Origin of the sequence: Nocardia tenerifensis NBRC 101015 (genome assembly GCF_000308715.1) — a bacterium.
Taxonomy (GTDB): domain Bacteria; phylum Actinomycetota; class Actinomycetes; order Mycobacteriales; family Mycobacteriaceae; genus Nocardia; species Nocardia tenerifensis.
This window is the reverse complement of sequence record NZ_BAGH01000254.1, coordinates 1-11,840: the sequence shown is the minus strand read 5'-3', so window position 1 is coordinate 11,840 and position 11,840 is coordinate 1. Positions and strand designations below refer to the sequence as shown.

Here is an 11,840-nt window from a genome sequence, read left to right as displayed (position 1 = left end):
AGCTGATGCTCGACGCGGGCGCCGACGATCCCGAGGAGTATCAGAACGCCATCAAGAACCTGCGGCGTTCGCTGCGCGCGCTCACCCAAGGCCCGTTCGGCGCGATCTTCAACGGGCAGACCTCGGTGCCGATCGACACCGGCGCGGTCGCGGTCTGCATCGACGTCTCGCACATCCCGACCGGCGACAAGAAGCTCAAGGCCGCGGTGATGCTGGCCTGCTGGGCCGACGGTTTCGCCTCGGTCGAGGCCGCGCACGTGCTCGCCGACGCCGACCTCGGCCCGCAGCGCTACTTCCAGGTGGTGATGGACGAGCTGTGGCAGGTGCTCGGCCTCGGCGACTTCATGGTCGACCGCGTCGACGAGCTCACCCGCCTGCAGCGCGGCATCGCCACCTCGCTGATCATGATCAGCCACACCATCAAGGACCTCCAGGCCCTCGGCTCCGAGGCCGCCATCGCCAAGGCGCTCGGCTTCCTGGAACGCGCGCGCGCCAAGATCTTCGGCGCGCTGCCGGGCGAGGAGGTCAAGCGGCTCGACAGCATCGTGCCGTTCACCTCCGCCGAGGAGCAGATGGTGACCGGCTGGTCCGCGCCCCAGGCGCTCACCGGCGAGGCGCTCAAACCCGGGCAGCAGCGGCCCTCGCCGCCGGGCACCGGCAAGTTCCTGTTGAAGATCGGTGAGGACCGCAGGCCGGGCATCCCGTTCCACATGGAGTTCACGCTCTCGGAGAAGGAGAGCGGTATTCACGACACCAACCAGCGGTTCAGCGAGTTCACGGAATCGACTGCCCGAGGGACGGATTCGCCGAGCGGGAGCGCCGCATGAAAGTTCAGTCGAGACCCCGGTTACCGATGTCGCGTCGCGAGGGGAGGTGTGCCGGATGATGCCGCACCGCTCCTACCGCCGGGTCTCGCCCGAGGTGCGTCAGGCCGCCGTGCAGCAGGTCATCGCGCTCACCGGGCAGATGAGCAGCGAGTCGGAGGCCTGCCGGGTGGTGGCCGAGCAGATCGGCGTGCACACGAACTCGGTGCGCAACTGGGTCCGCGCGGCGGAGGGGCCGAGCCTGGAGCGCATGGACGCGTCCGCCCTGCGTCGCAAAGTCGCTCTGCTGCAACAACAATTGGCGGCGGCCGCGGAGATGAACCGCACGCTCGCCGACACCCTCAACGAATCCCGGCGGGGTCAGTGAACCCTGTCCTGTCGGGGCGCGGGCCGGGCCCGGCGAGGCCTCGGTGAGCGGGAAGGGGCTGCTCTGGGGGGCGCTCGGCGCGGTGCTCGCGCTGATGACCCTGGTGGTGGTGATCGTGCTGCCCGCGGTCGACGACCCGTGCGAGGGTTCGTCGCTGCTCGGCACGCAGTCGAACCTGCCGCCGCTCGGCGGCTACCCGCCCGGCGACCCCCGTGCGAAACAATCGGGGACCGCGACTCCGTCGGCCATTAATCCCACGGGAGCACAGGCGAACCCGGCCGCGGCGGCGCCTTCGGGGTCGCAGGCCAACTCGACCGTCGCCGCCGCGCCGTCCCTGGCCGCGGGAGCCGGGCCGATCCGCCGCACCCTGCCGCTGGCCATCGGCACCTTCACGATCTCCGACGTGTTCGGCGCGCGCGGCGGCACACACCTCGGCGTCGACATGGCCGCGCCCGACGGCACCACCATCTACTCCGTCGCCGACGGCCGCGTCGTCGCCGCCGGTCCCGCATCGGGTTTCGGCAACTGGGTCGTCGTCGACTCGGTGGACACCAACGGCCGCGCGTACTCCGCGGTCTACGGGCACATGTGGGACTCCGGCGTGCGCGTGCGCGTCGGCGACACGGTGACCGCGGGCCAGCCCATCGCCCAGGTCGGCTCCGCGGGCGAATCCAGCGGCCCCCATTTGCATTTCGAGATCGTTCCCGGCGGCCGGTTCACCGGCGGACGCCAGATCGACCCGCTCCCATGGCTGGACGGCGCGCCGACCCCGGATGTCGGTGGGGCGCGGGCCTTCTCCAACGATCCGCGCTGCGTCCGCGGCTTCGGCAGCGCGGGCGGCGCGCTCGCCGCGGGCAAGGTGCCGCCGGAGCTCGAGATCTGGTATCGCCGTGCGGGTTCGATCTGCCCGCAGATCACCCCCTCGCTGCTCGCCGCACAAGGCAGGCAGGAGTCGGGTTTCCGCCGCGGCGCCACCTCGCCCGCGGGCGCGCAGGGGCTCGCGCAGTTCCTGCCGAGCACCGCGGCCGCGGTGAACCCGGATGACGGCCAGCCCTACGTGATCGACGCCGACGGCAACGGCACCGCGAGCGTGTGGGACGACGGCGACGCCATCATCGGGCAGGGCCGCTACATGTGCGCCATCGCGCACAAGATCGTGCAGTGGGAGGCGGAGGGCAAGGTGCAGGGCGACGTCACCGCGCTGACCCTGGCCGCCTACAACGCGGGCGAGGGCGCGGTGCTCGCCTCCGGCGGCATGCCGAATCGCGTTGCGGCGCACCTGTCCGAGACCCAGCCGTACGTGGCGAACATCCTCGCGATGGAGGCGCAGTACCGCGCGCCCGGCGCGCTCGGCCGCTTCGACCCGAAGGAGGGCGGCGGCGGGAGCCAGATCGTCCAAGCCGCGCACGACTGGCTCGGCACGCCGTACGTGTGGGGCGGCGGCGGACCGCAGGGGCCCAGCGGCGGCGGCATGGATGGACCCGGCCTGACGGCCGCCGCGGTGTTCGCGGCCTCGTCCGGCTCGGTCACCTTGCCGCGCACCGCCGAACAGCAGTGGGAGGCGGGCGTCGAGGTGCCGATGGGCAAGGTGCAGGAGGGCGATCTGGTGTTCAGCGCGTTCGGGCCGCGCGGACCCGCGCAGGTCGGCATCTACTCCGGCAACGGGCGGATGATTCAGGCCGTGCCGGGCACGCGCGGTGGCGGCGGCGTCGGCGAGGTACCGGTGCCGGGGGACAGCCGGGCGAGGAGGGTGTTGTGAACGGACGCGCGCGTCCCCGGCTCGTGGGATCCGAACGCGCGAACTCGGGACTGACGAAGTGTCGGTCCTTGCGGCTAGCCTGGAATGACAGCGGCGTGCACGCCGGAGACGTGCCCGCGGGACGCCGCGCATCGAACAGGGTACGCGCGAAACTGGTGGTGATGCTGGTGGTGAGCGTCGCGATGCTCGGCGCGGCCTGCGGTCGCGGAGACGGGGCGGACGCGGGATCCGGTGGGGCACACCCGGCCACGTCGACGACCCGCCTCCTGGAGGGCGTGCCCGCGCCCGATCCGGTCACGCCCGACGGCGTCGCGGTGGCCGCGCTGAAGGAGATCTACACCTGGCACCCCGCTGCCGAGGCCCAGGGCGCCTCGCTGACGCGTGCCCGGAAGTGGTTGGGCCCCAGCCTGATTCGCATGCTGGACGGCGCGCCGACCGGGCTGGAGACGCCCAAGACGACGCTGCAGTGGGCGGATTGGGCGGCGGCCAAGGCGAACGTCGAGGCGTTCACCTTCGCCTCCGGCGAGAAACCGCCCGGCGGCGGCGATCCGAACCTGCAGCAGTTCAAGATCGGGATCGAGCAGACCGTCGTCTACCCGAACGGCCGCAAGGAACCGCTGCCGCCGGCGACGGTCATCGCCACCGTGGTGCGCACGCCCGAGGGCTGGCGGCTCGACGCGTTCCGCTGAACACCCAGACCATTTCCTGTCCGAACAAGGAGGCAACCATGGCGAAGAAGCCGCTGAAGGACCCGGCCGCGGTCGGGCCCGACGCGACCCTGATCCTGCTGTACGCCGGGTTCGCGATCCTCGCGACGCTGTGGCTGTCGCTGCACCTGGGCAACATGCTCGCGGTGACGCCGCAGTCCATCCCGATCAACCCGATCGCCATCGTCGCGGATCTGGCCAGGGGCAAACTGCATTGGCCGCGCGCCTCGACGGTGATCGTGCTGATCGTCATCGCCGCGGTGGTGGCCTGGGTGTACATCCGCAAGCACCTGAAGCAGCGCAAGACGGTGGGCAGGCTGGCCGTCGACGACAAGGCCGACGTGATGGGCCAGGGCGGCGCGATCGCCCACCTCACCGCGAAGGGCGTCCGGGAGAAGGCCCAGCAGCTCGGCGTGCGCCTCGGCAGCGAGGACGTGCCCGGCGTGCCGATCGGCATCGGCATCGCCGACAACCAGATGCTCTACGGCTCCTACGAAGACCTGCACCTCGACATCTGGGGACCGCGCCAGGGCAAGTCGACCTCGCGGGTGATTCCGGCGATCCTCACCGCGATCGGCCCGGTGCTGGCCACGTCGAACAAGCGTGACGTGGTGGACGCGACGCGAGATGTGCGCGAGGCCAAGGGAAGTCCGACGTTCGTCTTCGACCCGCAGGGCGTCGCCGGCGAGGAGCCCACCTGGTTCTGGGATCCGCTGGGCTGGGTGAACGCCCGGGTCGAGGGCTGTGAGATGCGTGCGGCCCGCCTGGCCGGGCACTTCGCCGACGGCGACGACGGCTCCGACGCCAAGACCGACGCGTTCTTCGATCCGGAGGCCGAGGACCTGCTGGCCGGACTGTTCTTGGCCGCGGCCGTCGGCGATCAGAACGGCAGCAGGCCGATCGTGCAGGTGTGGGAATGGGTGACCAATCCCGGTGACACCGAGCCGATCCAGTTGCTGCGCGCGGCCAGGCACCACTACACGGCGTCCGGTTTGGCGGCCCAGTACAACGCGGACGAGCGCACGCGCAGCGGCATTTTCGGCACCGCCAAGAAGATGATCCGCTGTCTCAAGCTGTCCAACGTGCACCCGTGGATCACCCCCGGCGGCGATCGCAGGCAGTTCGACGAGCTGGAGTTCATCGAGCGCAACGGCACCCTGTACAGCTTGTCGCTGGAGGGTCGCGGCTCGGCGGCGCCGCTGGTCAGCGCGCTCACCGAGGCCGTCATCGACGTCGCGATGCGCAAGGCCTCCCAGTCCCTCGGCGGCAGGCTGCCCATTCCGCTGCTCGCCGTGCTGGACGAGGCGGCGAACGTGGTGCGCTGGAAGGATCTGCCCAAGCAGTACAGCCACTTCGGCTCGCGCGGCATCGTCGTGATGACCGTGCTGCAGTCGTGGGCGCAGGGCGTGCGCTGCTGGGGCGAGCCGGGCATGAACGCGCTGTGGGCCGCGGCGAATATCAAGGTGCTCGGCAGCGGCGTGGACGACACGAACTTCCTGCGCGAGCGTTCCGAGGCGATCGGCGACTACGAGGTCATCTCCGCCTCGGTCTCGGAATCCAAAGGCGGCAAGAGCTATTCGCGCTCGCTCGGATCGTCGAAGACGTTCAGCGTGCAGGCGCTGGCGCAGTTGCCGCGCGGTCGCGTGATCGTCTTCCCGTCTGGCGCGCCGCCGGTACTGGTTCGCACGGTTCCGTGGTGGGAGGGCGAGTACGCTGCCGAGGTGACGAAGTCCATCTCGCACCACGATCCGCAGCGCAAGACGGAGATCGGTGACCTGATGCCGGGCACGCCTTCGCTCAGCAAGGGCGCCCCGCCGCCGGAGTACGGGAAGATCGAGGAGGTCAGGCCCCTGTGAGCGAGCGTAGCGAGAAAGCCTCGGGCGCAGCGCGATCGGTCGCGACCGTGCCGAGCGGAGGCGAGGCGAGGCCGTGACCGAGCAGCAACAGCAACCCATGATCTACGCGAACGTGGTGGAGTTCGTCGAGAACTACCTGAGCCTGGTCTACCGGCGTCAGGTCACCGATCTCAGCGACACCGTATGGTGCCCGGAGTGGTTCCAGCATGCCGAGGCGGTCGCGCGCCTGGACGCGATGTGGCGCGCCTGGGAACACTTCCGGCTCGACGCGTCGACGGGGCTGAGCGTGTGGTTCCTCGACCACGCCGATCCGCACATGGCCAAGCTGTTCGACCCCAAGGGGCCGTTCAAATACTGCAGTGTGCGCAATGGTCACAAGGACATGCTCAGCCCGCTGCCGTTGAAGTCGCCGCAGCACGGCATGTTCGGCGACCCGACCATCGGCGACTTCCGGATGTAGGCCCCCGGGTTGAGCTGAAAGGGACCGAAAAGCAAACGCCCGCTTGATAAGCGGGCGTTTCTCATTCGTCTGCTAGCGCGTGCGCTCCAGGCCGCGGGTCCGGGCGTCCTGCTCCCTGGCCCTGGTGACCGCGGGCGCCTCCTCGGGGCGGGTGCGTACCGCCTCGCTCGCGGGCTGCCCCTGGCCTACCTCGATCAGCATGCGTACCGCGGCGAGCTCGGGCGCGACGCCCATCTTCGCCAGGTGCGCGGCGATCGCCGTGCGACGTTCGGGAGAGTCGTACTGCAACACCGGCTTCGAGTGCGCGGCGGCTATGCCTGCCATGCGCGTGGCCTCCGCCTGGGCGGAGAAGCGGTCCTTCTCCAGCGAGACACCGCGTTCGGGGATCGGCTTCTCGATCATCCTGGCGAGTTCGGTGTTACGGGGATCCTTGGCCTTCGCATCGCGGGCCTCGCGGATCTGCATCTCGCGGGCCTCTTTCATGCGGGCCTCGGTGACCTTGACGCGCGCCTCGGCCTCTTTTTGACCACGCTCTCGGGTCCGCAGCGCGACCAGGGTCGCAAGCTGCAACATTGTCCTCATCATGGCCGCTGTTTCGCGGCCGATGTCGTCCAGTTCCTCGGACATGGCTGCTCCCCGATGCTGCAGTGATCACTATGGATGTTGTGGTGCTTCGTCTGAACATCGCCAGGGGACTGTAGTCCGTCCGACGATGCCCCGGCTGCGAACGCGGACACCGGGAGAACTCGTGTCGTCGCATTCCCTTTGGTCGGGGGTCGCCCGTCCAAGGGGGTTGCCACGCAACGCGAACTCCGTGTTTCGAGGTTACCCGAGAAAGCACTTCCGCAACCGTACGGACGTGCCGCTTAACAGCATATATCGCACAATTCCGACAGGTTCGGTAACTCACCGAAGGAGTTCCTGTCTAAGCCAACCCTAACCGAAGTATCAGGGTGGTCGGCTTCGTCCCGACACGTGTCGGGCCCCGCACCGGAAAATCGATGCGGGGCCCGAACGGATATCGCGGGGGTGTCAGTCGATGCGGACCGACTGGATGTCGACCGGCTGGCTCGGCTTGCCGTCGCCGGGGCCGTTGGAGTCGTCCTGGCCCGCCTTGGCGATCTTGTCCAGGGTGGCCATGCTGTTCTCGTCGACCGTGCCGAAGATGGTGTAGTTCGGCGGCAGCTGCGAGTCGCCGTAGACGATGAAGAACTGGCTGCCGTTGGTGCCCGGCCCCGCATTCGCCATGGCGAGCGTGCCGCGCTTGTACTGGATCGGCTTCTGCGCGGCCATCGGGTCGTTGGGGTCGATCTGATCGGTCGGGTACTCGTTGTCGAACTGGTAACCCGGCCCGCCCATGCCGCTCGCGGTCGGATCGCCGCACTGCAGCACCTTCAGGCCCTCGCCCGCGGTCATCCGGTGGCAGCTGGTGCCGTCGAAGAACTTCTGCGTGGCCAGGCTGACGAAACTGTTGACGGTGCACGGAGATTCGGCATTATTCAGGGTCAGGCCGATCGGACCCTGATTGGTCTCCATGCTGACGCTGACCTTCGCGTCGTTGCCGGTAGTGGGGATGCCGTCGGCCTTGGCGGGCTTGGTCACCGGCTTGTCGGCCGGCTTCTGGCTGTCCTTGTAGACGCAGTTGACCGTCGCGGGCTTGGCCGTGGCAGCGGGCGGGGCCGCCGCCGAAGGCATGCTGCTCGACGGTGTGGCGTCCTTGGCCGCTGAGCTGTCGTCGTCGCCCTTGGTCAGGAAATACACCCCGGTGACCGCGGCGACCACGACGACGACGCCGAGCACCGACCCGGCGATCGTCAGTTGCTTGCGCTTGCGTGCGCGCTCGGCCCGGTTGGCGAGCTGGCGCTCCAACTTACGTTTCGCCGCTGCTCGCCGCTGTTCGTTGCTCGGCACTACCACGTTCCTCCCGTGTCCGGTTGTTACGGCGAAGAGTCTGCCATTTATTCCTGAGACTGCTCGACACTTGCCCAGAGCGGTGCGCCTCACACCCGGGCCGGGGTACGAACAACCGGTTGGACTTCCGGGGGCGTGGTGGTGGAAACTGGACCATCGTGACCAAGACCAGCAGCTTCTCCGCCCCGAAGGGGATTCCGGACTACGTCCCGCCCGGCTCGGCCGAATTCGTCGCGGTGCGCGACGGGCTGATCCGCGCCGCCCGGCTGGCCGGATACGGGCATATCGAGCTGCCGGTCTTCGAGGACACCGGGCTGTTCGCCCGCGGCGTCGGCGAGTCGACCGACGTGGTCAGCAAGGAGATGTACACCTTCCCCGATCGCGGCGACCGCAGCGTCACGCTGCGCCCCGAGGGGACGGCGGGTGTCATGCGGGCCGTCATCGAGCACGGGCTCGATCGCGGGCAGCTGCCGGTGAAGTTGGTCTACAACGGGCCGTTCTTCCGGTACGAGCGTCCGCAGGCCGGTCGCTACCGGCAGTTGCAGCAGGTCGGCATCGAGGCGATCGGCGTCGACGATCCCGCGCTGGACGCCGAGGTGATCGCGATCGCCGACGCGGGCTTCCGCGGGCTCGGACTCGACGGGTTCCGGCTCGAGCTCACCTCGCTCGGCGACGAGACCTGCCGTCCGCAGTATCGAGAGCTGTTGCAGGAGTTCCTGTTCGGGCTTCCCCTCGACGAGGAGACCAAGCGACGGGCGCAGCTCAACCCGCTGCGGGTGCTCGACGACAAGCGGCCCGAGGTGCGCGAGATGACCGCCGGCGCGCCGCTGATGATCGACCACCTCTCCGAGTCGGCCAAGACGCACTTCGAGCAGGTGCTCGGACACCTCGACGCGCTCGGCGTGCCGTACGTGGTGAACCCGAGGATGGTGCGCGGGCTCGACTACTACACGAAGACCACGTTCGAGTTCGTGCACGACGGGCTCGGCGCGCAGTCCGGGATCGGCGGCGGCGGTCGCTACGACGGACTGATGGCGCAGCTCGGCGGGCAACCATTGTCCGGCATCGGTTTCGGGCTCGGGGTCGACCGCACCGTGCTCGCGCTGCAGGCCGAGGGCAAGACCGCGGGCGACGCGGCGCGCTGCGAGGTGTTCGGGGTGCCGCTGGGCGAGGCGGCCAAGCAGCGGCTCGTGGTGGTCGCCGCGCACCTGCGCGCGGCGGGGATCAGCGTGGATCTCGCCTACGGTGGGCGTGGTGTGAAGGGCGCGATGAAGGCGGCCGATCGGTCGGGGGCGAAGTTCACTCTCGTGCTCGGCGATCGGGATCTGACCGAGGAGACGATCGGGCTGAAGGATATGGCAACCGGGGAGCAGCGCCAGATTCCGCTCGATGAGGTGGTCGGCGCCGTTCGGGAGGCGCTGGACGTCTCGTCCTGAATTCGGCTCGTCGGGTCGCAGTCCCTACGGATTTCGCGCGATGTCGATGCGTAGGTCGTCGCTGTCGCGCAGGATGAAGACTCGGTCGCGGGCCACGGCCCATCGCTGCGGGATCAGGAAGTAGCGGTCCGAGGTGCGGGCGAGCAGCCACAGGCCGCTGTAGACGAAGCGGTACTTCTCGTTGGGTGCGGTGATCTCGCCGACGGTGGCGCCGGAGCCCTCGATGGCCAGGCGTTCCTTGCTGAAGATCAGGACGGAGGGCCGGTCGACGAAGTGGGCCGCCTCCGCGTGCTGGGCGTCCGCGTGTCCCTGGCGGTCGGCGGCGGCGCCGACCGCCCACAGGTAGCCGAGCGCGATCAGCGCGACCAGGCCGAACGACTGCACATGAACCCAGGCGGTGCGCTCCGGGCGGATGCGGCGTTGTCGAACGGTGCGCAGCCAGATCGGGTATCGGCGGCGCAGCACGCCCGCGTAGCCGAGCAGCGCGGCGCCGACGATCAGCAGCAGCGGCAGCACGATCGTTCCGGTGCCGAGGTTGAACGGCAGCAGCATCGCGAGCAGGACCACGGTCAGCAGTAGCGAGCCGGTGGCGGAGATGGCCGCGACCCACCGGCGCAGCGTTCGCCGGGGCCTGCGGCTTCGGATCGCGTGGAGTTCGGGGAGTTGCCATACGGAGACCAGGACGACCACCACGAACAGGGTGATCGTCGCGGGGTAGAAGGCGCCGTTGAGGCTGCGGAGCACGTAGTCCTGGGTCGAGTAGCTGAGCATGTTGACGTCGACGCCGAAGTAGCCGAAAAAGGCTCGGCTGTAAGCCCATCCGAAGTAGTAGAGGATGCCCGTCACGGCGGCGGCCTGGGACGCGATCGCGGCGAGGATCGACGGCAGGGTCGGGGTGGTGGGGGTGCGCGTCACGAGGGGGGTGGCGGCGCGAGGGGAGACGTCGTCGTCGTTTTCTGTGGCGGCGGGGATGTCCAGATCGGCGGGCCCGGTTTGTCTTTCGTCGGCTCGCGGCTGATCGGGGTGGCGGTGGGCGGGACGATTCCGGGGTCGATGGGCTCGGTGAGCGTGGGACGGATCGTGGGGTGTGGGACGGGTTTCGGGCCGCCGGTCGGCTCGAGGGGCGTGGGGCGGTCCGTGGTCTGCGGGACAGGTTTCGGGTTGGTCGACTCGGTGGTGCCGGGGGTGTTCGTGGTCGGCGGCGATACCGTGTCGTTCTTCGGGCAGCCTGCGGCCAGCAGGCAGACTGCGAGGGCGACACCGAGCGTCGATGCCGCTCTCGATGTATTTCCACGCATGCCCACCTCGATTCGAGCCGGACCCGTCCACCGCAGGTCGGGCGAGCACCTTTGCCGGGCCGCGCGGCGCGATTTTGATCGGCTTTGGCCCGGGTTCACATATCGGTGAATCGAATACCGATTCTCGCAGAATCGCCGCCTTCCCGTCGCAACTCCGCATCAGTCGCACCCCTGCTACGAAGCGGCATTCTTCCGGACACCCACTGTGGATGTAGATCTCGGAATAGGTGCCGATCTCGGCGCTTGTCCTGGAAGGGGATATGGGGCGAGAGCGGGGGCGGTAACGTGACTGCGCGCACGACGTGGCGCGGGAGTCGCGGAGAGGTGGGCCGGTGTCGAAAAGTGGTGAGCAGCACGTGGATCCGCCCGTCGGGCTGGATCTGGTGGCGCCGGAGATGTACGCGCCGATGCTGCGCAGGCTGGCGCTGGCCGCGTCGGGCATCGGGATCGGGTCCGCGCTGCTGGCCGCGACCGTGGTCACCTGGCCCGTCGCGGTCCTCATCGGACTCGTCGTCGGCGCGCCGACCGTCGGCTACGCCGTTGCCGTGCGGCGGCGGCGAATGTGGTTGACCGGCACCATGATTCACGCCCGAAGGCTGTTCGGCGAACGGCGGGTCGAGGTGTCCGCGGCCACCGGCGTCGAGGTGCTCATCTTCCCCGCCCGCCTCAGCCGAATCGTCCTGCGCGTCACCGCCGGCGAGATATCCCAGATCATCCCGCTCGCCATGTACACCGACGCCGGCAGCGGCCGCGAACTCCACCTACTCGGCCTCCGCCGCCTAGCCGACGCCCTGGCCACCAGCCAACTAGCCGCCGCCGTAGCCGTCTCCTCCCTCCTGGTCCAGCAGCTCCGCGCCGAAGCCCGAGACGCCCGCCTCCCCGACCGCCCCCTCTACCGGGCAGTCCAAATGGCTCGCACCAAAGACGCCGTTTCGCCCGTGGTCTTGACGGACCGAGAGGTAGCGGCGTTGACCTGACGGCCCCGCCCCCCGCACCGGCAGCGGCGCTCCCGCACCGCGCCCTTCCACCCCCACCCGCACCGCGCGGTACCACCCCACCCGCACCGCTTCCAGCGCCCGCGCGCACTCGGCAGGCGACCGGGTCGGCGCCCCCTTTCTCGGATCTGCACTCGCCGGGCGCGTGGGTGCCGAGATCCCGCACTGTCTCTCGGGATCTGCACTCGCTTTTGGTCCCTAGAAGGGGTGCGGCGCCTGAGAGATGG

11 protein-coding genes and 1 pseudogene are annotated in these 11,840 nt (G+C 69.4%); 8 read left to right on the top strand and 4 right to left on the bottom strand.

Annotated elements, in window-relative coordinates; all coding sequences use genetic code 11:
- The 6 genes and pseudogenes from ON39_RS19985 to ON39_RS19960 all read left to right on the top strand — a co-directional run.
- Window positions 1–827: pseudogene (locus ON39_RS19985) on the top strand (hypothetical protein); the annotation flags it as partial.
- Between the two features lie 55 nt (window positions 828–882).
- A complete protein-coding gene (locus tag ON39_RS19980) occupies window positions 883–1,191 on the top strand; it encodes a transposase (protein WP_040736520.1) in 309 nt (102 codons plus the stop codon).
- A gap of 43 nt (window positions 1,192–1,234) precedes the next feature.
- Window positions 1,235–2,950: a peptidoglycan DD-metalloendopeptidase family protein gene (locus ON39_RS19975; protein WP_040736518.1), complete on the top strand. Its 1,716-nt coding sequence runs from the start codon at window positions 1,235–1,237 to the stop codon at window positions 2,948–2,950.
- Between the two features lie 95 nt (window positions 2,951–3,045).
- Entirely contained in the window at window positions 3,046–3,639 is a 594-nt protein-coding gene (locus ON39_RS19970; RefSeq protein ID WP_051186828.1) for a hypothetical protein, read from the top strand.
- A 38-nt stretch (window positions 3,640–3,677) separates the two neighbouring features.
- The gene (locus ON39_RS19965; RefSeq protein WP_040736515.1) at window positions 3,678–5,513 is read left to right on the top strand and encodes a TraM recognition domain-containing protein; all 1,836 of its coding nucleotides are present in this window, start codon (window positions 3,678–3,680) and stop codon (window positions 5,511–5,513) included.
- 73 nt (window positions 5,514–5,586) lie between these two features.
- Window positions 5,587–5,973, top strand: a complete 387-nt coding sequence (locus ON39_RS19960) for a DUF4913 domain-containing protein (protein ID WP_246003143.1) — start codon at window positions 5,587–5,589, stop codon at window positions 5,971–5,973.
- Between the two features lie 72 nt (window positions 5,974–6,045).
- Here ON39_RS19960 and ON39_RS19955 read toward each other — a convergent pair whose 3' ends face one another.
- Together ON39_RS19955 and ON39_RS19950 are read right to left on the bottom strand one after the other, a co-directional pair.
- Window positions 6,046–6,600, bottom strand: coding sequence for a hypothetical protein (locus ON39_RS19955; protein WP_040736514.1), 555 nt, complete (start codon window positions 6,598–6,600; stop codon window positions 6,046–6,048).
- 405 nt (window positions 6,601–7,005) lie between these two features.
- Complete coding sequence (locus ON39_RS19950; protein ID WP_040736513.1) at window positions 7,006–7,884, bottom strand: peptidylprolyl isomerase; 879 nt, start codon at window positions 7,882–7,884, stop codon at window positions 7,006–7,008.
- Window positions 7,885–8,042: 158 nt separating this feature from the next.
- Between ON39_RS19950 and hisS the strand changes: the two genes are divergently transcribed.
- Complete coding sequence (hisS, locus tag ON39_RS19945) at window positions 8,043–9,320, top strand: histidine--tRNA ligase (protein WP_040736511.1); 1,278 nt, start codon at window positions 8,043–8,045, stop codon at window positions 9,318–9,320.
- 24 nt (window positions 9,321–9,344) lie between these two features.
- Here the strand turns inward: hisS and ON39_RS19940 are convergent, their stop codons facing one another.
- Both ON39_RS19940 and ON39_RS48900 read right to left on the bottom strand, forming a co-directional pair.
- Window positions 9,345–10,235, bottom strand: coding sequence for a hypothetical protein (locus ON39_RS19940; protein WP_040736510.1), 891 nt, complete (start codon window positions 10,233–10,235; stop codon window positions 9,345–9,347).
- A complete protein-coding gene (locus tag ON39_RS48900; RefSeq protein WP_146251329.1) occupies window positions 10,232–10,618 on the bottom strand; it encodes a hypothetical protein in 387 nt (128 codons plus the stop codon). Before ON39_RS48900 ends, ON39_RS19940 begins: the two co-directional genes overlap by 4 nt.
- A gap of 332 nt (window positions 10,619–10,950) precedes the next feature.
- Between ON39_RS48900 and ON39_RS19930 the strand changes: the two genes are divergently transcribed.
- Window positions 10,951–11,595, top strand: a complete 645-nt coding sequence (locus tag ON39_RS19930) for a hypothetical protein (RefSeq protein ID WP_051186827.1) — start codon at window positions 10,951–10,953, stop codon at window positions 11,593–11,595.
- Window positions 11,596–11,840: the final 245 nt, after the last annotated feature.

Coding starts and splice junctions, on each gene's coding strand:
- ON39_RS19965 (WP_040736515.1), top strand. CDS start 3,678: ATGGCGAAGAAGCCGCTGAAGGACCCGGCCGCGGTCGGGCCCGACGCG.
- ON39_RS48900 (WP_146251329.1), bottom strand. CDS start 10,618: ATGCGTGGAAATACATCGAGAGCGGCATCGACGCTCGGTGTCGCCCTC.
- ON39_RS19955 (WP_040736514.1), bottom strand. CDS start 6,600: ATGTCCGAGGAACTGGACGACATCGGCCGCGAAACAGCGGCCATGATG.
- ON39_RS19980 (WP_040736520.1), top strand. CDS start 883: ATGATGCCGCACCGCTCCTACCGCCGGGTCTCGCCCGAGGTGCGTCAG.